22 protein-coding genes are annotated in these 23,667 nt (G+C 52.9%); 16 read left to right on the forward strand and 6 right to left on the reverse strand.

Going from position 1 to position 23,667, the window contains the following annotated elements; translation table 11 throughout:
- The first annotated feature begins 22 nt into the window (after positions 1–22).
- The 7 genes from AC506A_RS28720 to AC506A_RS28750 all read left to right on the forward strand — a co-directional run bounded on the left by AC506A_RS28720 (position 23) and on the right by AC506A_RS28750 (position 6,254).
- A complete protein-coding gene (locus AC506A_RS28720; RefSeq protein WP_495464440.1) occupies positions 23–691 on the forward strand; it encodes a DUF2642 domain-containing protein in 669 nt (222 codons plus the stop codon).
- Positions 692–930: 239 nt separating this feature from the next.
- Positions 931–1,761 carry an electron transfer flavoprotein subunit beta/FixA family protein gene (locus AC506A_RS28725; RefSeq protein WP_495464441.1) on the forward strand — a complete coding sequence of 277 codons (831 nt, stop codon included), beginning with the start codon at positions 931–933 and terminating at the stop codon, positions 1,759–1,761.
- Positions 1,758–2,780, forward strand: coding sequence for an electron transfer flavoprotein subunit alpha/FixB family protein (locus AC506A_RS28730; RefSeq protein WP_495464442.1), 1,023 nt, complete (start codon positions 1,758–1,760; stop codon positions 2,778–2,780). The genes AC506A_RS28725 and AC506A_RS28730 overlap by 4 nt, the downstream gene beginning before the upstream one ends.
- On the forward strand, positions 2,773–4,068 hold the full coding sequence (locus tag AC506A_RS28735) for an FAD-dependent oxidoreductase (protein WP_495464443.1): 1,296 nt from the start codon (positions 2,773–2,775) through the stop codon (positions 4,066–4,068). Before AC506A_RS28730 ends, AC506A_RS28735 begins: the two co-directional genes overlap by 8 nt.
- A 1-nt stretch (position 4,069) precedes the next feature.
- Positions 4,070–4,366, forward strand: a complete 297-nt coding sequence (locus tag AC506A_RS28740; RefSeq protein ID WP_090980218.1) for a ferredoxin family protein — start codon at positions 4,070–4,072, stop codon at positions 4,364–4,366.
- 5 nt (positions 4,367–4,371) lie between these two features.
- Positions 4,372–4,527 carry a hypothetical protein gene (locus AC506A_RS28745; RefSeq protein WP_495464444.1) on the forward strand — a complete coding sequence of 52 codons (156 nt, stop codon included), beginning with the start codon at positions 4,372–4,374 and terminating at the stop codon, positions 4,525–4,527.
- Positions 4,528–4,661: 134 nt separating this feature from the next.
- Complete coding sequence (locus AC506A_RS28750) at positions 4,662–6,254, forward strand: sensor domain-containing diguanylate cyclase (RefSeq protein WP_495464445.1); 1,593 nt, start codon at positions 4,662–4,664, stop codon at positions 6,252–6,254.
- Between the two features lie 677 nt (positions 6,255–6,931).
- On the opposite strand, the gene AC506A_RS28755 is transcribed toward AC506A_RS28750, so the two are convergent.
- Positions 6,932–9,268: a bifunctional diguanylate cyclase/phosphodiesterase gene (locus tag AC506A_RS28755; RefSeq protein WP_495464446.1), complete on the reverse strand. Its 2,337-nt coding sequence runs from the start codon at positions 9,266–9,268 to the stop codon at positions 6,932–6,934.
- A 206-nt stretch (positions 9,269–9,474) separates the two neighbouring features.
- Here AC506A_RS28755 and add point away from each other — a divergent pair, with 206 nt between their 5' ends.
- From add to AC506A_RS28790, 7 genes are all read left to right on the forward strand, one after another.
- The gene (gene add / locus AC506A_RS28760; RefSeq protein ID WP_495464447.1) at positions 9,475–10,500 is read left to right on the forward strand and encodes an adenosine deaminase; all 1,026 of its coding nucleotides are present in this window, start codon (positions 9,475–9,477) and stop codon (positions 10,498–10,500) included.
- Positions 10,501–10,598: 98 nt separating this feature from the next.
- Positions 10,599–11,693 carry a WD40/YVTN/BNR-like repeat-containing protein gene (locus AC506A_RS28765; protein WP_495464448.1) on the forward strand — a complete coding sequence of 365 codons (1,095 nt, stop codon included), beginning with the start codon at positions 10,599–10,601 and terminating at the stop codon, positions 11,691–11,693.
- A 5-nt stretch (positions 11,694–11,698) separates the two neighbouring features.
- A complete protein-coding gene (locus AC506A_RS28770) occupies positions 11,699–11,974 on the forward strand; it encodes a MoaD/ThiS family protein (RefSeq protein ID WP_495464449.1) in 276 nt (91 codons plus the stop codon).
- A 105-nt stretch (positions 11,975–12,079) separates the two neighbouring features.
- Positions 12,080–13,141, forward strand: a complete 1,062-nt coding sequence (locus tag AC506A_RS28775) for a ThiF family adenylyltransferase (RefSeq protein ID WP_495464450.1) — start codon at positions 12,080–12,082, stop codon at positions 13,139–13,141.
- A gap of 300 nt (positions 13,142–13,441) precedes the next feature.
- Positions 13,442–13,642, forward strand: a complete 201-nt coding sequence (locus tag AC506A_RS28780; RefSeq protein ID WP_025337122.1) for a cold-shock protein — start codon at positions 13,442–13,444, stop codon at positions 13,640–13,642.
- 77 nt (positions 13,643–13,719) lie between these two features.
- Positions 13,720–13,932, forward strand: a complete 213-nt coding sequence (locus AC506A_RS28785) for a cold-shock protein (protein ID WP_090980204.1) — start codon at positions 13,720–13,722, stop codon at positions 13,930–13,932.
- Positions 13,933–14,029: 97 nt separating this feature from the next.
- Complete coding sequence (locus AC506A_RS28790) at positions 14,030–16,390, forward strand: helicase C-terminal domain-containing protein (RefSeq protein ID WP_495464451.1); 2,361 nt, start codon at positions 14,030–14,032, stop codon at positions 16,388–16,390.
- Here the strand turns inward: AC506A_RS28790 and AC506A_RS28795 are convergent.
- From AC506A_RS28795 to AC506A_RS28815, 5 genes are all read right to left on the reverse strand, one after another.
- On the reverse strand, positions 16,354–17,145 hold the full coding sequence (locus AC506A_RS28795) for an anti-sigma factor (protein ID WP_495464452.1): 792 nt from the start codon (positions 17,143–17,145) through the stop codon (positions 16,354–16,356). The two genes, AC506A_RS28790 and AC506A_RS28795, sit on opposite strands and share 37 nt — an antisense overlap.
- Entirely contained in the window at positions 17,145–17,717 is a 573-nt protein-coding gene (locus AC506A_RS28800; protein ID WP_495464453.1) for an RNA polymerase sigma factor, read from the reverse strand. The genes AC506A_RS28795 and AC506A_RS28800 overlap by 1 nt, the downstream gene beginning before the upstream one ends.
- Positions 17,718–17,828: 111 nt before the next feature.
- Positions 17,829–18,659: a plastocyanin/azurin family copper-binding protein gene (locus AC506A_RS28805; protein WP_495464454.1), complete on the reverse strand. Its 831-nt coding sequence runs from the start codon at positions 18,657–18,659 to the stop codon at positions 17,829–17,831.
- Between the two features lie 10 nt (positions 18,660–18,669).
- Positions 18,670–20,262, reverse strand: coding sequence for a plastocyanin/azurin family copper-binding protein (locus AC506A_RS28810; RefSeq protein ID WP_495464455.1), 1,593 nt, complete (start codon positions 20,260–20,262; stop codon positions 18,670–18,672).
- 86 nt (positions 20,263–20,348) lie between these two features.
- Positions 20,349–20,819: a GNAT family N-acetyltransferase gene (locus AC506A_RS28815; RefSeq protein WP_495464456.1), complete on the reverse strand. Its 471-nt coding sequence runs from the start codon at positions 20,817–20,819 to the stop codon at positions 20,349–20,351.
- Between the two features lie 281 nt (positions 20,820–21,100).
- Here AC506A_RS28815 and AC506A_RS28820 point away from each other — a divergent pair, with 281 nt between their 5' ends.
- The gene (locus tag AC506A_RS28820) at positions 21,101–21,613 is read left to right on the forward strand and encodes a metallophosphoesterase family protein (RefSeq protein ID WP_495464457.1); all 513 of its coding nucleotides are present in this window, start codon (positions 21,101–21,103) and stop codon (positions 21,611–21,613) included.
- Between the two features lie 21 nt (positions 21,614–21,634).
- Positions 21,635–23,620: a GTP-binding protein gene (locus AC506A_RS28825; RefSeq protein ID WP_495464458.1), complete on the forward strand. Its 1,986-nt coding sequence runs from the start codon at positions 21,635–21,637 to the stop codon at positions 23,618–23,620.
- Positions 23,621–23,667 lie beyond the last annotated feature (47 nt).

Consider the following 23,667-nt stretch of genomic DNA (forward strand, 5'->3'; position numbering starts at 1 on the left):
TGAATGTAAAGGAGGGACTGGCTTGAATCAATTGATTCCTTTTCTTGCGGAGAAAATAATGGTGGAGGTGACGGGTAAACAGCAGTTAGCGGGTAAATTAGTCGATGTCGGTCCGGATGTTATGGTCCTCTACCATCAAGAACGGTATATGTATATTCCGACCATCCACGTGCACAATCTGAATCCGGACACTTCAACCGGTAACGTTGATGATCAAATAGGAGATCCGAGTGCGATGCTGCAGACGGCTTCCATTTCTCTACTGGCTGTGCTTCAGGAAGCGAAAGGCATGTTCGTCGAAATTAGTGTCAGCGGCAGTAAGCCGATGCATGGCTTCTTGCAAGGCATTATGAACGACTATCTCGTGATCTGTTCACCCATCTATAACGCGGTTTATGTTTCCCTGCATCACTTGAAATGGCTCATTCCTTATCCGACTTCTCATCTCCCATACGCCCGAAGTGCGGATACACCTTCGATGAAGCCGCTGCCGCCCGCTCTATCCAGAAGCTTCGAGGAACGGTGCAAAGAAGAAGAAGGTAACATGGTCGTGATCAATCTTGGCGGACAATCCGCAAAATTAGGCGTCATCAAGAAGGTGAGCGGCGGCATCATTGAATTCATCACTGCAAGCGGAAGCAGCACATTTTTGAATATGCAGCACATCAAATCCATCTATGCGCCAAAGTAATCCTTTCGAAGATTGCAGGGCGTTATCGTGGCACTTAGGGATTATCGCACAAAAAAAAGAGACCTCCGGGAGAAGGCCGCAAAGAAATTCATGCACAACTTAGTTTATGTACGATTGCATTTGCGTGCGTGGGTGTTTGAAAGGCTTGAACAATAATTGTTCAAGCCTTTTCTGCGTACAGGCATTTTCTAGGGCTGTCTCTTATATATTTTAGTATTTAGACGAGAGGTGCTGAAGGGATGCTGCATATTGTCGCCTGCATTAAGCAAGTGCCGGATACGAAAATCATCAAGATGAACCCCAAAACCAATACGATGGATCGTGCCAGCGCGCCGGCGATTCTGAATCCCTATGACGCGCATGCGGTTGAGGAAGCGGTTCGGCTGAAGCAGCGCTACGGGGGAACGGTTTCGGTGCTCACCATGGGTCCGCCGCCGGCTGTCAAAGCGATTCGCAAATGCATCGAGATTGGCGCAGATGAGGGGTATATGATTTCCGACCGCGCCTTCGCCGGAGCGGATACGCTGGCAACGAGCTACGCATTAACGAAAGCGCTTAACAAAATCGCCAAGGAAAAGCCGATCGACCTCATTATCTGCGGCAAAATGACGATCGACGGCGATACCGGCCAAGTGGGACCGGGCATCGCGCGGCGGCTCGACATTCCGCCGCTGACTTCGGTGAAGAAGATCGTCGAGATCGACAAGGAGAAGGGGATTGCGATTCTCCACCGGAAGCTGGAGGACGGCTATGAGGTGGTCTCCTCGACGCTGCCTTGTCTGTTCTCCGTCGAGAAGGACATCAACGAGGTCCCTTACTCGACCATGCCAAACATGCTCCGAGCGGCAAGATATAATCCGTATATTTGGTCGGTTAATGAGCTCGAGGATGTGGATAAGGCGCAGCTTGGTCTTAAAGGCTCGCCGACGATCGTATCGTCGGTTTGGGCACCGCAGAAGCCGCAAGGCGGACAGATGCTGGATGGCGCGGCAAGAGAGCAGGTCAGCCAGCTGCTAACTGTCCTGATGGAGAAGAAGGAACTGTTCCAAGCGAAGGGGGAATCGTCATGAACTTCGAGGATTACCGCGGGATCTGGGTGTTCATGGAGGTCAAGGACGGTGCAATCGTACCCGTAGCGCGGGAGCTGCTGGGCGCGGGCAGGCAGTTGGCGGACAAACGCAGAACCGAGCTGGCCGGCGTTATTATTGGCGATGGGGTGAGCGCGCTTGCACAGGAAGCCATCTATTACGGCGCGGATCGCGTTTATGTCTACGACGCGCCGATTTTCAAGCATTACCGTACCGAAACGTACATGCAGGCGCTCCTCGCCTGTACGGAGAAATACAAGCCCGAGATTATCCTCTACGGCGCAACGTCGACGGGTAAGGATTTGGCAAGCGCTGTCGCCACAGACCTCCCGACAGGTCTTACCGCCGATACAACGCAGCTGGACGTGGAAGAGGACACAGGTCTTCTGCTCGCAAGCCGCCCCGCCTTCGGCGGCAACATCATGGCGACGATTCTATGCAAGAAATACCGGCCGCAAATGGCCACGGTAAGACCGAAAGTGGTTCGGGCGCTCCCTCGTGACACGACCCGAGAGGGCACGGTTATTGAGGAAGCCATCGAGCTGCACGAGGATGATGTACGGACGAAGGTACTCGAGATCGTACGCAATACGGTACAGACCGTACGGATCGACGAGGCTGATATTATCGTCGCCGGCGGCAAGGGGCTTGGCAGCCCGGCCGGGTTCCAGCTCATCCACGAGTTTGCGGACGTCATCGGAGCTGCGGTCGGTGCAAGCCGGGATGTAGTCGAAGCCGGCTGGGTGGGTCATCACCATCAGGTCGGGCAGACCGGCGTGACGGTGACGCCTAAGATTTATTTTGCCATCGGAATCTCCGGGGCGATCCAGCATATTGTGGGCATGCAGAATTCCGGTCTCATTATTGCGATTAACAAAGATCCCGGCGCGCTAATCTTCCAATCCTGCCACTATGGCATCGTAGGCGATGCCTTCGAAGTTGTGCCGCTGCTGATCGAGCAGTTCAAGCTTGCGCTTGGGAAGGAGAGTAACTATGCCTGAGAAGTTTGATTGTATCGTCGTAGGCGCAGGGCCTGCCGGCATTGCCTGCGCCTACGAGCTGGCGAAGGCGGGCGTGAAGGTGCTGCTGATCGAGAGGGGGGAGTATCCCGGCTCGAAGAACGTCATGGGCGGCGTGCTGTATCGGCAGATGATGGAGGATATCATACCGGAGTTTTATAAGGAAGCGCCGGTAGAACGGCCCATCGTGGAGCAGCGCTTCATGATGATGGATAAAGAATCGGCAACGACGTTCGGTTACAAAGGGCTGGAGTGGGCACGCGAGCCCTATAACAATTTCACCGTGCTGCGGGCCAAATTCGATCAGTGGTTCGCGAGCAAAGCGGTAGAGCAAGGGGCGCTGCTCATCAATGAGACGGTTGTCCTCTCCTGCATCGTCGAGAACGGCAAAGTCGTAGGCGTTCAGACCGATCGCCCGGACGGTCAGCTCTATGCTGACGTTGTCGTGCTCGCCGATGGCGTGAACTCGCTGCTCGCCAAGTCGCTCGGCTTCCACAAAGAGTTTAGACCGGATGAAGTGGCGCTTGCGACGATGGAGATTTTGAAGCTGGATAAGAAGGTCATCGAGGACCGCTTCAACTTGGAGGAAGGACAGGGCTGCACGATTGAACTGTTCGGAGATGCGACGAAAGGCATTCTCGGCACGGGGTTCCTCTACACGAATAAGGATACACTCAGCCTTGGCGTGGGCACGTTACTTTCGGGCATGATCAAGCATAAGCTAAAGCCTCACCATTTACTCGACTATGTCAAGAATCACCCGATGATTCGTCCGTTTGTGCAAGGCGCGGAGCCGCAGGAATATTTGGCCCATCTCATTCCCGAGGGTGGCTACCACTCCATGCCGAAGGTGGTCGGCAACGGCGTGCTTGTCGTTGGCGACGCGGCGCAGCTCGTCAACGCCATTCACCGCGAGGGCTCCAATATGGCGATGACGTCAGGACGATTAGCCGCGGAGACGGTCGTGCTGGCGAAGCAAGCCGGAGATTTCTCGGAAGCCTTTCTCGAACACTACAAGGCAGCGCTGATGGGCAGCTTTGTCGGGAAGGATTTGAAGAAGTACAAAGACTCCACGCATCATTTTGACAAGTTCCCGCAATTCTTCGAGCAGTACATTCCGATGATGAACCGTGCGGCCAGCCAAATGTTCACCGTAGACGGCACTTCGAAGCGGGATAAGCAGAAGAAGATATGGCGGGATATCGGCACGACGAAAGAGAAGGTGAAAATCGCGCGGGATATGTACCGGGCCTGGAAGGTGATGAAGTGAAATGAGCGATCTGGCGAAAGGGCAGTCCATCGAGGAGAAGCAGTACCTCTTACGGTTCAATGCCGATACGAAGTCGCATTTGACCGTACTCGATGCCGAGGTGTGCATGTCGAGCTGTCCGGACAAAATTTGTACGATTTTCTGTCCGGCGGAGGTGTACAAATGGGAGGAGATCCGCATGCATGTCGGCTATGAAGGCTGTCATGAATGCGGGAGCTGCCGCATCGGCTGTCCGCATCAGAACATCAAGTGGGAATATCCGAAAGGTGGTCACGGAATCGTTTTCAGACTGGGGTGATAACGATGTTCGAGGTCGGAGATTGCGTTGTGTTCTTGCTGGATGGCACGAGAGGTACCGTAATGGAAGCCGGAGAAGGCTTATACCACGTAGCTTGGGAAGATCAGTTCGTAAGCTGGGAGCGGGAAGAGCTGCTGGAGAAGATTCAGCTTCAGAGTTGAAAACGCATACGTTAGATGAATGCCGCTCTCCTGCCTTGCAGGGAGCGGTTTTTTATCGTTTGGGTGTGGGGGATGCAGGAACATTGACGGTTTTTGTCGAATATTCTCTCATCAGCTTGAAAGGGGGCATGTGCATGCTCCGAGCTAAGGGATTCTCGATACGAACGATGGTTAGCGTACTTGTCGTTGCATCCGTACTGATTACACTGGGTATCAGCCTGTTGATCAGCTACCGCAATGAGAAGAACTCGCTGATGACCATGAATTTTCAGCTTAACCACATGTATACGACGAAGATCAGCGACACGGTCAACGAGCTGTTCGCTTCGATGAAGCAGAACTTGAAGTACAACGCCGAGCATCTTGCAAAAGGGGATCTGAACCGTCCTGACCTGGACGAGCAGGTGAAACTTATTCAACAAACGAACCCGATGTACAAAGCGGTCGTCGTGGTCGATAAGACCGGTAGAGTGATCAGCATTGCATCGGAAACCGAAACGGGGCTTAAAGGTAAAACCATTGAAACGGATGGTGCCAAGCAGGCGCTTACGGAACGGAAGCCGCTCATTTCCGAGCCTTATATTAGTGCGGCTGCTCAATTGATTATTATGGTGAGCCATCCGCTGTGGGGGGCCGACGGCGAATATTTGGGCTATATCGGCGGTACGATCCGTCTGCATGAGACGAATCTGTTGAATACGATTCTAGGTGATGCTGCGCAATCCGGCAACGGCACATACGCTTATGTGGTCAGTGCTTCCGGCGCGATGCTGTATCATCCGGATAAGAGTCGCATCGGGGAGCGCGATATTGTGAATCCGATCTTCGCAGAAATGCTCTCTGGGCACAGCGGCGTGAAACGCATTGTCAATTCGCGTGGGGTTGATATGCTAGCCAGTTACACCTATATGAAGGAGACCGGGTGGGGCGTGGTCACGCAGACCCCGACAGCTGTCATCTTAACGGCGTCCAAGCGTCCGATTCTCAAGGTTGCGCTGTATATGACTCCGATTCTGGTACTCCTGCTGCTGGTCATTTATTGGCTAATTGGTAAAATGTCCGAGCCGCTGACGAAGCTCTCTAATTTCGCTTCTGTGCTGCTGACCAGCAAATCCGTGCGTGATGAGGTTCCTCGTATTCACTCTTGGAATAGTGAAGCCAATGCAATGCACCGGGCGTTCGTGCTGGCTGTCGGCCATATTCGCAGCAGATTCGATCATTTATCGCAGGAGGCGCAAACCGATCCGCTCACGGGGCTGTACAATCGGCGGACAATGGATCTCTATATTCGCAGATGGATCGCCGAGGAGCTGCCTTTTGTCATTATGGTGCTGGATCTGGACCACTTTAAGCTGGTCAATGACACCTACGGCCATGAAAGGGGCGACGAAGTGTTGCGGTTCCTGGCTGCCAACATGCAAGCGCAATTCGAGAACACCCATATTTGCTGCAGATATGGCGGGGAAGAATTTGTCGTGCTTCTGCCGGAAACGGATCTGGACACGGCGATGGTCTATGCGCAGAACCTGCGCACCATCATGGAAGAAACGGACAGTCCCGTTGGCAGACCTGTTACGCTATCGATGGGCATTGCGCGGTATCCGGACACCGCGCAGGATGCGGCCGTATTGTTCCGGGATGCGGACGAGGCACTCTACCGCGCCAAGCATCTGGGCCGCAACCGCGTGGAAACGGCGAGTACCGCTGCTCCGGAGCTTGTGCTCTAACAGCCATCGCAGCAGCACATCAGCGGAAAGCTGGCGAAATGAACGAAAGTGTAGCGCGTAGAGCCAAACACCAGGGGAAAGTTGGCGAAATGATCGCGAGAGTAGTCCGTAGAGCCACACACCAGCGAATAGATGGCGAAATGAGCACGAGAGTAGTCCGTAGAGCCACACACACCAGCCAACAACAGCCGAATACAAAGCAAAAGAGCAGCTCTCAGCCGAGAGCTGCTCTTTTAGGCTGTCGATAAAGTCTCGACGGCCATTTTTCGATATAAATAAACACATCACAGCGATAATATAGTAAAAATCTCAACTTGCGCTCCTCATCTTGCATGCCGCGAAAATCTAACGAACCGTAGAGGCCTTATTGGGCCGGATTTCGGGCCTTTGAGAATCTAACGAACCGTAGAGGCGTTAATCGGGGATAATCGGCTCCCAAAACCTCCAAAACCGTCAAATAGAGTCCCTACGGTTCGTTAGAATGTTTTCGCTGCCAATAATGGGCAAATAAGCGCCGTACGGTTCGTTAGAACATTCCGCTCTTCCATATTCCCCAAAAGGCTTAGATGCCTTCAGCCTGCTGAGAAACCTCTATACAAAAAATCGTCAATCACCTGTTCAATCAGGCAGGTGGTTGACGATCTTTTTGTTAGATGGCAAGCGAATTGATAAAGCTTCTACCGCTTCTCGGCAGCCAGTATGTGCTCCGGCGAATGACTGTTTAGGATGCGAAGAATGGTATCTGCTTGCTGCGGCGGATAGTACAGGAACCCTTGAATGTCATGGCAGTGGTTCTGCTGCAGGAAGAACAGCTGGTCCGTCGTTTCGACGCCTTCGGCGATGATGGTTAGGCCCAGATGGCTTGCCATCAGCATGATGGCCAGAATGATGGCTTCATCCTTAGGTTCCTTGGAGATGCCGTTTACGAAAGAGCGGTCGATCTTGATTTTGTCGATCGGCAGACGCTTCAGGTAGCTAAGAGACGAGTAATGCGTCCCGAAATCATCGATGGAAATCGTAATATTTAGATTGCGCAGCTCTTGCAAGGCTGTCGCGTTCTCGTCCTGCATAGCCAGGTTTTCCGTAATTTCAAGCTCCAGATAGGCGGGGTTGAGTCCGGTCTCGGCCAGAATCGATTTAATGAGCTCCGTCAGCTTGTTCCGCTGGTTGAATTGGCGGGCGGACAAATTGACAGCGACCCGAATAGGCTCGGCGCCGGAATCCTGCCATACCTTACTCTGCGCGCATACGGTACGCAGCACCCACTCTCCGATCGGTTCGATCAAGCCGCATTCTTCCGCAATGGGAATAAAGGTGGACGGCGGAATATGACCTCGCTTCGGATGATTCCACCGGATAAGCGCTTCAAGTCCGATGATTTTTCTCGTCTTAATCTCCAACTGCGGTTGGTAGTAAATTTCGAACTCGTTATTCTCAAGCGCGCGACGAAGGCTGTTCTTGATGTAAATTTTCTCCTGCACATCGGCATTTAGCGTATCGTCATAAATTCGGTAGTTGTTCTTGCCCTCTTCCTTCGCGCGGTACATAGCGGCATCGGCATACTTCATGAGCAGCTCCGCATCGTCACTATGTTCCGGGAAGACCGAAATACCGATACTTGCAGTCACATAATATTCGATCCCTTGAAGGACAAATGGCTGCTGGAACAAGTTCACGACCTGCTGCGCCATATGGTGCAAATGCGCCAAATCCTTCAGATAGGGCAAAATAATGGTGAATTCGTCGCCGCCGATCCGCGAGAACGATTCCCCTCTGGTCAGGAGCATCGTCATCCGTTCGCCGACCTCTTTAAGCAGCAAGTCGCCATACGAATGGCCGAGTGTATCGTTAATGAGCTTGAATTGATCCAGATCGATGAAGAGCAGCGCGAAGCGGCGATTCTTGCTGCTGGACATGACGATAATTTCTTCGAGTCGTTCTTGGAAGAAAATCCGGTTGTTGAGCCCGGTTACCGTATCGCGGTAAGCCATCTGCCGGAGTGTCCGTTCGGTGCCTTCCAGCAGCCGATATTGCGTACGCAGCTCATCTTCGGTAGCAATGAGCTCCTCGTACGTTGCTTCCAGCTGTTGATTGGCGCGCGTCAGGTTGTTCGTTCGCTCGTTCACCATCACTTGCAGCTTATGTTTCTGGGTCAATTGAATATAAATTAAATAGATGAGCAGAATCAGAGCCAAGAGGAAGATCAGCTGGATAATTTGTACCTTCGTATCAATCGCGTTCAGCTTCGCTTTATTAGGAAGTGCGGCAATCTCCCAGTTTCCCTCAACCAGATAGACCTTCTCCAACAGCGGAGACCGATTGTAGAGTCCGGCATCACCGTAGATGACGTGCTTGTCCGCTTTTACAGCCAGATCAATGCCCTTATTCACTTTCGTCAGCCCAGCCTCTTCGAGAATAGGCGGCACATCAAGAACGATGGAGACGAAGCCCCAGAATTCGCGCTCTACGAAGATGGACTGTCTGGACAATAACCCGAGCCCGCCTTGTGTGAGCTCGAATGGACCGAAGATCGTCTTGGCGTTCAGATGCCGGGTTCGCAGCGCATTCGCACGGATGTCAGGATTGGGATGTTCAAAGAGATTGATCCCAATGACATTCTCATTTCCTTTCAGGGGATAGACAAATTCAGCGATGCCGCCAGGGTAGACAGATAAATTACGAATGCCCTGAATCGGACCGATGAAACTTTTAGCGAAACTGTTAAAATGATTAGGATCGAGTGTATGATTCGAGTTCATCAGCGAGGTATCCACAAAGGCTTTAAGCCCGTCTGAGAGCAGCAGCCTGCGCTCCAGAGCCAGCGTCAGCGAAGAGGCATTGGCCGACAGCTCCACGGATGCATCGTGATAGACTTCTTTATGCAGCCACCGGCTGTAGGCGCTTGTAATCCACCAGAAACAGCTGCCTAGAACAAGCGTACTGATGAGCAGTATAAACCATGTTCTGCGGGGAGTCGCGTACCGCAATTGCGTGTCGTCATTTAAGTTATACAAGGGTGCAGAACTCCTCTCAAGCAGTAAGGGGAAATAATAACCAGTCGTTATCAATTCGTCATGAATCGACAAATTCCTCCATTCTTCGGTATAATATGCTGTCTTCTTATCAAATCACTGCCACAGGGTCAAACTAGCAGCAACAACAAGACAGTGAATTGCGTTACCTATGATGATTACTACATACAGAGGGGATGAACAATAGAATGAATAGATGGCATCAATTGCCCAAAGTAGATCTTCATGTTCATCTGGACGGTAGTCTCTTGCCGGCTACCGTCCTTGAGATTGCTGCAGCAGAAGGCATCGAGCTGCCTGCAGGAGATGCGGCAGGATTGATTCCTTACATGCAGGTTGACGATGAGTGCCGCAGCTTGCCGGAGTATTTAAGCAAGTTTGATTTTACGACGCGGTTCATGCAAACAGGGGCTGCGCTGGAACGTGTGGCTTACGAGACGTTGGCACAAGCCGCTTCTCATAATTGCCGCTATATCGAAGTCAGATTTGCGCCGCAGCTTCACAGACTTCGCGGCCTTCGGCCGGAGGAAGCGATCCATCATGTTATTGAGGGATTGAACCGGGCTGAGCAGCAGTTTGATATTAAAGGTCGTGCGATAGCGATTTGCATGCGTCACCATGGCCGTGAGGATAATCTTGAAGTCATCGAAGCGGCGGCCAAATTTGCCGGACGCGGTCTAGTCGCCGTTGATTTGGCGGGGGACGAGGCTTCTTTCCCGCCTGAGCTGTTCCGCGAAGTGTTCGCGCTTGCCCACAAGCGGTCGTTGCCTGTTACGATTCACGCCGGCGAAGCGGCAGGGGCGGAGAATGTATATGAAGCCGTGAAGAATCTGGGAGCGTCTCGGATCGGTCACGGTGTCCGCCTGCGAGAGAATCCGGCGATTCTCCAGATGATGCTGGAGCAGCGCATTCCGCTTGAAATGTGCCCGGTCAGCAACATTCAGACGAAGGCAGTAGCGGACTGGGATGTCTATCCGATCCGTGATTATTTTGAGCAAGGACTGATCGTCACGTTGAACACGGATAACCCAAGCGTCTCGGGCACGGATATTACACGCGAATATCGCATTGTATCGGAGAAGTTTGATTTTACGGATGCGGAGCTCGCGTCGATCATTCGTAACGGCGTGAATGCGGCTTTCCTGGAGGACTCGGAGAAGAAGGCGCTGAAGCAGCGTATCGAACAGGAGCTGCAGGTACTCGGGATAAAATAATGCGATCACTCGTTCGGATTTTGGCAGGATTTCATTCCAACTTCATCGAAGAATAGGGAGAAGGATTCAGCCAAAATGCCAAGGAGGAATTCGCTACAATGGGACAACGGGTTGTTTTGTTAATTGGGACGAATAAAGGGGTATTTCAATACACCTCGGATCTGGAACGGAAAGATTGGAAGCTGAGCGGTCCTTTTCTTCCGGGCTGGGAAGTGTACAGCGTGCTTGGAGACAGCCGGCATGGCAATCGGATTTATGCCGGTACTTCGCATGCTGCTTATGGTGCTTCAATTCGAGTATCGGATGATTTCGGCGAAAGCTGGACGCAAATTGAGAATGGCCCGTCGTACACCCAAGAGAGCGGATTCTCTTTGAATCGAATATGGCAGCTCGTTCCCGGGGCAGAACCGGATACGCTATATGCCGGGGCCGAGGAAGCGGGTCTGTTCGTCAGCTATGACCGTGGCATCAATTGGCGCGAGCTGAAGGGATTGACCGAGCACCCAACCAGGCCGAACTGGTTCCCAGGCGCTGGAGGCATGTGCTTGCATACGATTATTATCGATCCGTCGAATAAGCATCGGATGTGGGTTGCGATGTCGGCGGTCGGCGTCTTCCGTTCAGAGGATGGCGGCGAGACATGGAAGGCGTGCAATAATGGACTTGCACGCGTACCTACGGGACAGCCTTATGATGAAGTAGGCTACTGCATCCACAAGATGGTCATCGATCCGAAGGAGTCGAACACGCTCTATATGCAGGAACATAGCGGGGTGTTCAAATCGACGGATGGCGGCGACAGCTGGTTTGCCATCGAAGAGGGTTTGACCTTGAAAGGCGACGATGCGCCATTCGGTTTCCCGATCAGCGTCTCGCCGACAGGCGATCTGTTCCTTGTCCCGCTTGAGAGCAGCGAGCAGCGCTCGATGAAGGGCGGCAAGCTGCTCGTTTACGGCATGGCCCCAGGAGAGAGCCGCTGGGAGCCGATCGGCGATGTGATGCCTGATGAAGAGCGCCATGTCAGCGTGCTGCGTGACGCAATGGCTGTAGATTCGCTCGATCCGTACGGCCTGTATTTTGGCACGACATCCGGTGAAATCTTCTGCTCCATTGATCGAGGCGTAACGTGGGACAGGCTGCCGGGACAGTTTTCCCGGATTCTGACGGTCAAACCTTGGATCATAGAGGAGTAATGCGCGTGCGTATTCAAGTATCTGTGCCGCTTCTGCTGAGCGACTGCACGAAGGGCAGATCAACTTTCGAGCTTGAAGCGGAGACGCTTAAAGAAGCGCTGCAGCTGCTTATTGAGGAATATCCACTGTTGAAGGTACATCTGTATACGGAGCAGGGCGAGGTGCGGAAACATGTGCTGCTCTACTACAATGCCGATAACATTGCTTGGCTGGAGCGGCTTGATATTCCGCTTGCGTCAGGCGATAAGCTGCGCGTGCTGCAGGCCGTTTCCGGCGGGTAACGCAGGAGCTGCGATAACCCATAGATCGTTATATAGAGCCGTCCTGTCCTGCTGCATGCCAGCGTGAAGGGCGGCTTGATTTGCACAGAGAGGGCGTGATGCAGCTTGAGTCTAGAAGAACAATCCCCATCACCGCTTGAGGATCAAGCTTCTATTAACAGGGAGCGCTATTCTCGGCAAATGCTGTTCCCTCCAATCGGGGTGAGCGGGCAGCGGAAGATTGAAGCGGCAACCGTTGTTGTCGTTGGAATGGGTGCGCTTGGTACCGTCATCGCGAATCATATGGCAAGAGCCGGGGTAGGCACCTTGCGTATTATTGATCGCGACTATGTGGAACGGAGCAATCTACAGCGGCAAATGCTGTATGACGAGGACGATGTGCAGCAGGTCAGGCCGAAAGTGGTTGCCGCAGAGCGGAAGCTTGGACTCATTAACGCTGACGTCGCAGTGGAGGCAGTCGTCTCGCATGTGACAGCCGAGAATGCGGAGCAGCTGCTTGCCGGTGCGGATCTCGTGCTGGATGGCACGGATAACTTTCAAACCCGGCTGCTGCTCAATGATGTGTGCTTCAAGCGGGGAATCCCGTTCATCTACGGAGGGGCCGTCAGTTCGCATGGCATGACTGCGGTATTTGTTCCCGGTAAGACATCTTGCCTGCGCTGCCTGCTCGGTGCCGGAGACAGCGGCGGAGACACGTGCGATACCATTGGCGTCATCTCGCCGATCGTCGATATTATCGCTTCCCTTCAAGCGGTGGAGGCGCTCAAGATTATCGTCGGTGCGACAAGCGCGCAGCGGCAGGGTTTGCTGTCGCTGGAAATTTGGCAGCATCAGATGATGGATTTGAAGCTCCCGCCGGCAAGAGAGGATTGTCCTACTTGCGGTTTGCGGCAATTTCCGTCCTTGCAGGCGAGGGATGGCGCCGGGGCGGTAACGCTGTGCGGCAGGGAGACCGTTCAAATAAGCGGCTCGCGTCCGCTTGACTTGGAACGTATGGCGGAGAAGCTTGCTCGCTCCTGTGAGCTGCAGCGAAATCCGTATTTGCTCAAGGCCTCGCTGCCGGAAGGGGAGCGGCTTATCTTGTTCGCAGATGGGCGTGTGCTCGTGCAGGGAACGGAAGATCTCCACCGGGCGCAGTCGCTTTACGACCGTTATATTGGATCGTGATTTTTTTGTAAATGGGTGTATGGGAGAGGCATGTGACGGTCATAATAGCAGAGGGCAAGCGTAATAGCTTGCACTTTGCAGATGGCTGGGTGAAGAATAACCTAAAGAAACAGTTAAGAAATGGAATCACGTTGCTTTTCACTTATAGATATGCTAATATGATCTTAGTAAGAAAAGACCTGAATTCACATATTGAAAAGGGTTGTCATAAATCGAGATGGTACCTTTTTCAATGTGTGATTTTTTTATTTGCTAAACGAATAAAAAGTACATGTTAATTAAATTTTGGAGGTTTTCCTAATGCAAACAGGAACAGTTAAATGGTTTAACGCAGAGAAAGGTTTCGGCTTCATCGAAGTTGAAGGCGGCAACGACGTATTCGTACACTTCTCCGCAATCGTAGGCGAAGGCTTCAAGTCCCTTGACGAAGGCCAACGCGTTGAGTTCAACGTTGTTCAAGGCAACCGTGGACCACAAGCAGAAAACGTTGTAAAACTGTAGTTTTATAGCGAACAACAACAAACTGCCCTTAACGAAAGTTGAGGGCAGTTTTTTTATAATTCCGGGAGGGATGCGCCTTGTATAATCGCAAGAAAATCGTGGAGGATATCCCTGAAGAGAACACAGCCATTTGGAGCTGTGAGACAGAAGGCTGTAAAAGCTGGATGCGCGATAACTTCGCCTTCGATGTTGCTCCTTCCTGCCATGTGCATCATACACCTATGGTAAAAAGCATGAAGATGCTGCCGGCATTGAACAACAACAATTCGTTAAAAAGCTCAAAAAACTAGTCGTCCCTTGTAGGGACGGCTTTTTTTTGCGCAGATTTGGGGTTGATGGTACAATTGAGGAACAAATGTTCGATGTGGTTAGCTTGAGGGAGATGCCATGGGAGATCAAATACAGCTGTCTGTTCGCGCTTTGGTGGAATATGCATACCGGAGCGGCGATATCGAATCGGGATTTCATGTGATGAGTTCGATGACGGAAGGCACGAAGGCACATCAACGCATCCAGAAGCAATATGGCGAACTCGATCAGAAGGAAGTATATGTAAGCGCGGAGATCGTCATGGATGATCTTCTCTTTGTCATTGATGGACGCTGTGATGGACTGCTCGTTGCCGAGGGGGACGGCGGTCTTATTGTCGATGAAATTAAGTCGACCGCCGGGCGGCTGCCGGAGGAGATCGATCATACATACCCGGTTCACTGGGCACAGGCCAAGTGCTACGCCTATATGATTGCCAAGGATCGCGGGCTTCAGGAGCTGACTGTGCAGCTGACGTATGTGCAGGTGGAGAGCGAGGAAGAGCGGCGCTTCCTGCAGCATTTTACTTATGAGGAGCTCGCGCAGTTTGTTCAAGAGATGGTAAACCGTTATTATGCATGCGCTGCGCAGCAGGTGCGGCATAGGGACCTTCGGAATCGCAGTATCCAAGAGCTCGCTTTTCCCTTTGCGGCTTATCGGGAAGGGCAGCGGAAGCTGGCAGGTGCTGTTTATCAGACTATCGCCGAAGGCCATAAATTATTTGCTAAGGCGCCGACGGGCATCGGCAAAACGATCTCCACGATTTTCCCTTCGGTTAAAGCGATTGGGGCAGGGCTGCTGCAACGCTTCGTTTATTTAACGGCGAAGACGATTACGCGAACAGCGGCGGAAGAAGCGTTCGCACTGCTGCAGACGAACGGTCTGCATATGCAGGTGGTCACCATGACGGCGAAAGAGAAGATTTGTTTTCAGGAAGAAGTCCGGTGCTCGAAGGAGCATTGTCCGTATGCGGACGGCTACTACGACCGAATCAATGAGGCGCTGCTTGATTTGCGAACGAACGAAACGCTCATTACACGTGAAGTAGTGGAGGGCTATGCGCGTAAGCACAGGGTCTGTCCGTTCGAATTCGCGCTGGATGCGGCGTATGGGGCGGATGCGATGATCTGCGACTATAACTATGTCTTTGATCCGCGCGTCAGCTTGAAGCGCATGTTCGAGGAGCAGAAACGGCAGACGGCGCTGTTGATTGACGAGGCGCATAACCTTGTAGATCGGGCGCGGGAAATGTACTCGAGTGACCTTAATAAAGCGGACTTTCTGGAGATGCAGCGAGCGTTTAAAGGCGTGAACAGCGAGGTTCACGGCGCGGCAAAAGCGATCAATCAATATTACATCACGCAGCGTAAAGCGCTTGGAGAACAGCGGCAGGAAGTGACGGAGTCGCTGCCGGAGCCGCTTGTGAGCTTGGTGGAGCGGTTTGCCGCGGCGGCAGAGAAGGAACTGCTGGCACCTGCTGGAGGAAGCGTGAACCCGGAGCTGCTTGACTTGTACTTTCAGAGTCAAAGCTTCGTGCGCATTGCGGAGCTGTATGATGAGCGATTCGTTGCGTATACAGAGTGCATACGGGGTGATATGCATACCAAACTATTCTGTTTAGATCCTTCGCATCTGCTTGGGGTGATGAGCAAGGGATACCGCGCGATGGTATTCTTCTCGGCTACGCTTACGCCGCTGAATTACTTCATGGATATGCTTGGTGCCGGTGAGAGCGAGGGGAGCTACAGCATTGTCATTCCATCCCCATTCTCGGCGGACCAGCTGGAAGTGACGATTGCTCCGTTATCTACCCGCTATCAGGACCGGGAACGGACGAAATACTCGATTGCGGCTCTCATCGCAAGGGTGACACAGGAGAAGCAGGGTAATTATTTGGTTTTCTTCCCGTCCTATGCCTACATGAATGATGCGTATGAGCAGTATCACGTGCTTGTTGGTGAAAGTTCGGATTCGATGAGGACCATGGTGCAAGGGCCGGGAATGACGGAAGAGGAGCGGGAAGGTTTTCTGGCTGCTTTTCAGGAAGGATCCGGGGAAACGTTGGTTGGCTTTGCTGTTATGGGCGGCATTTTCTCGGAAGGAATCGATCTTGTCGGGGATCGGCTTACAGGGGTTGTAGTAGTAGGTGTAGGACTGCCTCAAGTCGGGCTTGAGCGCGACATTATGAAGGCATACTTCGACCGGACTGACCGCAATGGATTTGATTACGCGTTCCTATATCCCGGAATGAATAAGGTGCTGCAGGCAGGCGGGCGTCTCATCCGCTCAGAGCGTGATCGCGGAAGTTTGCTGTTGATCGACGACCGCTACCTGCAGCCTCATTATAACCGGCTTCTGCCACCGGAGTGGCTTAACTATCGTGTACTGCGTGCTAATGAAGATCAAATGGATCCGAACACCTTCGTGCCGCGCGGTTGACTACCCTGATCATCGGGCTCAATGGTAATGCCGATGCTGTCGTAATCGAGCTTCGCCGAAGCGATAGGCATCGCGAGCAGGCCGATTCCGCGATCCGCTTGGCCGACACGGAATGTACCGGCGCTCGTACGGGTGCCGTCCTTAATTAGCCAGACCTGATAGGCTTCCTCGCCATGAGTTGCAGCGGCGCCGAACAAATACACGACGAACTGCCGGCTTTGCCCATTGTCTACAATACAGGCGACCCCGGAGGATTTGCCGGCGAGCGGTCCTTGCGCCTTTAGTGAAACGAGCTCACTAATCTGGGCGGCAGATACTTGGAGTGCCTGCTCCACCGGAAGGGGAGCGATTCGCTGCTCATGCCGCAGCTGGATGTTCCAAATGGACAGCAGCACTATCCCTGCAATTGAGGCGGCGAGCAGTCCGGGGAGCAGCTTGCCGAAGCGAGCTCTGGAATTCCTTGGTCGTTTCGCAATACGGCTAACAGCCGCATCGTGGAGAATCTCTTCTTCCGGACGAGCTGCAAGCGCGGCATCCATCACTTGCTGCTTCAGGTCTTGAGGCGGCTCGATCCATTCAATGTCGACAGGGAGTGCATCCCAGGCAGTTCGCAATTCCAGCAGCTCCTTCTGACAGGCATCGCAGTGAGGGAGATGAAGCTCGAAGGCGAGCGATTCTTCTTCTGTGCATGCGCCTGAAACGTATTCCAGACAGAGCTCGCACGGGAATGAAGACAGTATATCTTGCTTCTCCATCACAATCCCTCCTCTTCTGCCGGCAAATGTCTGCGTAATATTTTGAGTGTTTGATGCAATCGATTCTTCACGGTGCCAAGGGGCTGATTATAAGCTGCAGCGAGCTCGCTTAAGCTGTACCCCTGCCAATAGAAGTGCTCCAGCAGCATAATTTGTTGTGAGGACAGATGGCGGTAAGCGCTGCGAATTTGCGCTTTGAGCGATTCGCGCTCTGCACTCTCCTCAGGGGAATGGACGGCAGCATCCGGAATGCGCTCAAGCTCCTCCGGCACATAGGGGAGCAATGGGGCGTTGATACGCCGCTGCTTGCGCAGCCAGTCTGTTGTCATATTTCTCGTTACGGTTAGCAGCCAACTGGTGAAACGGCCTTTGTCCGGGTTATAGTCCGACTCGGTCGTCCACAGCCGCATGAAGACGGACTGCGTAATGTCCCTTGCAGACTGTTCGTCCTTCAACGACTTCAGCGCGAACGAATACACGAGTGCCGCGTAACGGTCGTATAGAACAGACAGCGCCATCTGCTGCTTGGCTTTGATGAGCAGCATCAATTCATGATCAGCAAGATTGTGCATACCGGCAAGCCTCCAGAACAGACGTCAATAATTAAGACAAGTGTACCAAAATAACGCAGAGAGGGTAACCGCCTGAGCTGCGGCTACCCTAAACGTTGCAAGGCAGGCATGTTATTTAGCTGAAACGATAATGGTTGCCTGCATAGCGGGATGCGGCGAGCAGTAGTAAGAAAACTCGCCCTCGGTGTCGAAGGTGACGGATTTCTCTTCATCGAGACCGAAGAGGCCTGTATCGAAACTGCCATCGTCCGCCGTGGCGCTGTGCTTGACCTTATCCCGATTGATGAATTTTACGGTATCGCCCGGGCGGATGGTTAGACTGCTTACGGTGAATGCGAACTCCTTAATCTCGACCACATAGGTTTTACTCTTCACTTCGGCTTTCGAATCGCCCGCAACCGGTTTGTCGGGCTTGGTCGTCGTGCTTTGATCAGGCTTCGTCTCGGGTTTCGCAGCCGGTTTTGTTGCTGGCTTTGGAGCAGGTGTCGTTGACTTTGAATCATCTTTTTGCGTATCATCTTTGGAATCGTTCTTTGTGCCGCCTTTATCATCAGCTGCCGGTTTAGGCTCGGCTTTGTCATCCTCGGGCATCGTCACAGTCTTAGAATCGTCAGCCTTCGGCTCTGTTTCCGCAGCAGTTCCGCCATCTGTTGAAGAGTTGCTGCCCTTGTCGTCCGCCTGAGTGTCGTCAGTCGTTGGGGCAGGCTGCACTGCCGAGTTGTTGGCTGCTGAGGCGTTAACAGAGCTGTTCTCTCCGGAGTCAGACAAGTTTGCTGCATCATTCATCGCCATATCACCATGATTGCCGTGATTCTCCATAGCGGCGTTATTATTGCTGCTGCAAGCAGACACCAACAGACATAGCAATAAGCACATGGCAGCGAATAGATAGCCTTTGTTCCACATCGCTCCTACGCGGTTACTCCTCGTTTTCCTCTGCATAAGCTGTCACTCATTTCACAATAATTTGGCCCGTCATGAACTTCTTGTGGGGCTCGCAGAAATAATCGTACGTACCAGGTTTGCTGATTGTAATGGTAAATGTTTCGCCCTTTGCTAATAACGGAGTGCTGAAGCTGCCGTCTACCGCAATGGCATTGTGTTTCATGTCGTCAAAGTTGGTGAAAATGATCTTGGAGCCGGCTTCCACAGTCAGCGGGCCGGTGCCGAAGGAATATTCTTTGATGTCTACCTGATACGTTTTGACTTCTGCGCTGGCAGTTGTACCTTTGAAAGCAACAGGGTCAATGACATACCACACCTTATTCAAGCCTTGTCCGTTAACGTCGCCATGTGCCAAGTCTTTGACAAAGTAATAGAGCGGGTAGCCCTTATACGTGGACTGTTTGCTGCCATCCGTGCGTGTAATGACGCCGAAATCAGAGCTTGCAACGCCGGTAGGCGCTTTTGCACCCGCAGCGAGATAAGCCGGCCAGTTGGCCAAACAAGTGCCTTCGCAAACGCTGCTGCCAGAAGTATCTTTGTCAAAATAGTACAAGGTGCGTCCATTCGCATCTGTTAAGTAGTTTCCGAGGGTGGCAGACGTGCCTAACATAGCGGCATAATCCGATTTGGCTGCGAACCATACGCCTCCGACTGCTTCGCCATTTACATCACCGGGAGCCATGTCTTTGGCAAAATAGTAAAGCGGCCATCCTTTATACGTTGTTTGTATCGTACCGTCAGCACGAGTATACATCCCAAAGTCAGCCGCGTTCAGAGATGTTGGAATTTGCAGCTGATCCGCATGGAAAATCGGCCATGCTTGCAGGCAGCCGCCTTGGCAGGACTCCAGATTGGCAGCGTCCTTCGTGAAGTAGTAGAGTGTGCGTCCTTTACTGTCGGTTAAGTAGGAGCCGAGCTTATCTGTAGCAGCAAGGCCTATGTGCTCGCCTGTTGGCAGTACGGCAGAAGCGGCGATTACGTTCGCCTGCTGCAGCTGGGCGAACAGCGTGGCACCTTTTGCGTTCGGCGCATTCAGCGCTTCAACAAGTGCTGTTGCGATATCGGCATTGGTCAGCTCGGCTGAGGCCGCGATGTTCTTCAGCCCTTTTCCTTTAGCGAAGGTGAATGTATCGCTATATTGGAAAGCGGTGCCGGACTTGTAGCCGAGCGCTTCAAGCAGCACTTTATAAAACTGCTGTGCTGTGATGGAGGCAAGGGGATTGAAATTGCCGTTGCCCGTACCGTTCCAGCCCAGTTCTGCGTGAACGTTCAAATAAGCCAGGATAGCCTGATTGCTTGTGCTTACGAGGGAGGCATCTTTAAAGCTGCTGCTGCCTGTAAAGGCTTGTGCATCAGTTAATTTACCTTGAAGACGTAACGAAATAATGGCAGCTTGGAGGCGGGTGGACGTCTTGCTGAGATAGGCGGTTGAAACGCCGGTCCCGTCACCTAACAGCAGGCCAAGGTTGGCGGCCGTCTCCGCATCTGTTGTGACCCCCTTGGAGCTTTCTTCCGCCGAGGCGCTGAGAACAGGTAGAAGCATGGCCAGACATACGGTTAGGGTCAGCAAAAACAGCCCAAACCTTCTTGGTTTATTCATCGATCTTCCTCCTCATAATAGTCGTTCTATTAGGAGGTAACGATGAGATAAGCCTAGCGGTTTGAGCTTTTTTTAAAAACCCAATTTTATTTTGCCTCTGTGAGCGATTTCTCGTAGACATTGATCCAGAAGCCGTCAATAACGGAAGCGCCTCGATGCGCGTAGCCATTACTAAGAAACAGCCTTTTGGCGCCGAGTTGGTTCGTTAGGGCGTCGAGATAAATATGGCGAAAGCCGAGCTCCTTAGCCCGGAGCTCCAATTTCGTCAGCATCATCTGGCCATAGCCGCGCTGCTGGAAGCTTGGGTGGACGCGCAGCCGTTTGATTTCAGCGGTCTCGTCGTCGAGCTTTTTCAGTCCGCCCATTGCCACAACGACGCCGTTCTGACCGGTTCCGACAAGAAAATCGCCGCCGCTCTCCAAATATTGCTCGTCAATATGAAAAATATCATGATAATGCTGATGAGTCGGTTCTACGCCTGCTGCGGAAATAACAAGAAGATGAAGCCGCCAGATGTCGTCGTGGTCTGCGGTAGAATAACGCCTAATGTTGAACATAGCATTCTCTCCTTTTCCTAACCGGACTGTGAGCGATCAATTGCTTTATATGTAATATAATCTAACACGAAACAAGGTGTGAATGACAGTTTTTTGTGCAAATCGATGGGTTTATGAACGAAAAATTTAATTAGCGATAAGTCTGTGTTAGATTACAAGAATAAAATGGTTTCATGTTGAATACAGGGTGCTTTTGCACAATAATGAAGGTAATAGGATATAGGTGGAAGATTAGCGGCGTTGTGGTTACACCATGCCAGAGTGAAGGGGCGAGTGGAGGCATGAAAGTAGTCGTTGTATCGGATACGCACATGACAAGGATGGCAAAGAAGCTGCCGGACCGGCTGATTCAGGAGCTTAAGGACGCGGATGCGATCTTGCATGCGGGGGATTGGATGACGTTATCGGTATGGGAAATGCTGCGTGCTTATGCGCCGACTGAAGGTGTGGCAGGCAATAATGACGGGGATGAAATTATAGCTAAATTCGGCCACCGCAAAGTGCTCGATATAGGCGGGCTTCGCGTCGGCCTGGTGCATGGTCACCTAGGTGCGGGTAAGCGTGAGGATACGGAGACGAATGCGTATCGGTCTTTCGAGCAGGGCAGTGTGGATGTTATTGTGTTTGGGCATTCCCATGTTCCCCTTATTCGGGAGCGAAACGGTGTGCTGCTGTTTAATCCGGGCTCACCGACAGATAAACGTAGACAGAAGCAGTATTCGTTTGGGATTTTTACAATGGAAGGCGGCGCTATAGCGGCGGCCGATCATGTTTATTACGACGATAAGGGCTAAAACCGGAGGAGATCAGGAGCTATGAGCGCGCAGATGCGTAATGTTGGCATATTTGCTCATGTCGATGCAGGCAAAACGACCACGACCGAGCAGATGCTCTATCAGAGCGGGCATATTCGCGCGCTGGGCAGCGTGGATTCAGGAACAACGCAGACGGATTGGCTGGATGTGGAGCGGGAGCGGGGCATCTCGGTGCGAGCTGCCGTGACACGGTTCGCATGGAAGGATACGCCTATTAATCTGGTGGACACGCCGGGGCATGTCGATTTTTTGTCTGAGGTGGAGCGGTCGCTTCGAGTGATGGACGGTGCGGTTCTGATCGTATCAGCCGTTGAAGGCGTGCAGGCGCAGACGGAAGTGATCTGGCAGGCGCTGCGCGATCTGTCGATTCCAACGCTTATTTATATCAATAAAATGGATCGCGTAGGCGCTGATGCATTGGTTGTGCTAGGGCAGCTGCAGCGATTGCTGTCGCGGCAGGTGGTGCCTGTCGCGGCACCAGTTGGGGCAGAAGCAGCGTTTACGGGTTCTGTGCCGGTGTTGGACGAGCGAGAATTGGTACAGCATCCGTGGGCGGAACCTTATCGGCGCATGCTGGTGGAAGCGGCTGCCGAGCAGGACGAGTCGCTGCTGGAAGCGTATCTGGAAGGGCAGGCGGTGGATGACGCGCTGCTTGGGCAGGTGGTGGTTCGCGGTGTGCACCAAAGCACGTTGTTTCCTGTCCTGTTCGGTGCATCGAACCGCGGGATTGGCGTAAAGGAATTAATGGATGCCGTTCTGACGTATCTGCCGGCTCCGAGTGGGTCGGAGGATGCTCCGGTTTCGGGCGTTATTTTCAAGATGGAACGGGACCCTGTTATGGGCAAAATCGCGTATGTCCGCCTCTTCGAAGGGACTATCCGCAACCGAGATACGGTGCTCAATTACAGCCGGGATATGCAGGATAAAGTGACGCAAATTCGGCGCGTAACAGGTCAGAAGACGGAAGATATCGGCGTCTTGCGGGCCGGAGATATTGCGGCTGTATATGGCTGGAGCCGCGCACGAATCGGTGATGTCATCGGCGCGCCTGAGGGTGTGCCGGGAGAGAAACGGCTCGCGGTGCCGCTGCTCACCGTGCAGGTGCAGTGGAAGAACGAGGCGGAGTATCCGGCTGTTGTCGCCGCCTTTCAGGAGCTGGCGGACGAGGACCCGCTGCTCGACTTGCAGTGGCTGCAGGATGAGCGTGAGCTGCACTTGAAGGTGATGGGGCCGATACAGATGGAGGTACTGACCTCCATCTTGCTCAGCCGATTTAAGCTCGAAGTCAGCTTCGGCGCGCCGTCGGTCATTTATAAAGAAACGCCTGCTTCGGTTGGCGAAGGCTATGTCGCTTACTTAATGCCGAAGCCTTGCTGGGCCATATTGCGGTTTACGATTGAGCCGGGTGAGCGAGGCAGCGGACTCGTCTATAAGTCGCTTGTTCGCAACGAACGGCTGCTGGAGAGTTATCAGAATGAGGTCGCGAGGCGAGTGCCGGAGGCGCTGCAGCAGGGACTGCGCGGCTGGGAAGTAACGGACCTGCGCGTCACGCTAATCGAAGGTGAGCATCATGTGTGGCATACGCACCCGCTGGACTTTGTCATCGCGACGCCGATGGGCATAATGAACGGCCTTGCGAATACGGGAACGAAGCTGCTGGAACCGCTGCTTCGTTTTCGGCTCTCCGTGCCGGAGGAGTATGGCGGCAAGCTAATGAACGAGCTTGTCCTGATGCGCGGCGAATTCGATGCGCCTATCGTGCGCCAAGAGCGAATGGAGCTTGAGGGAACGCTGCCTGTCGCGACTACGCTCGACTTCCCGGCGCGCCTCGGCTCCATGACAAAAGGCCGCGGCACGCTCACGACCTTCTTCGCGGGCTACCGCGAATGCCCGCCGGACGTTGACGTGTCGCGCCAACGGCGCGGTGTGAATCCGCTCGATCAGGCGAAGTATATTCTCGCGGTACGGAATGCGCTTAGCGGGTAGTGCGATTGAACGCTGAAACTGCGGGAAAATGCTGGTGAGAGTAGGGA

The sequence above is a fragment of the Paenibacillus sp. N22P23 genome (genome assembly GCF_059383735.1).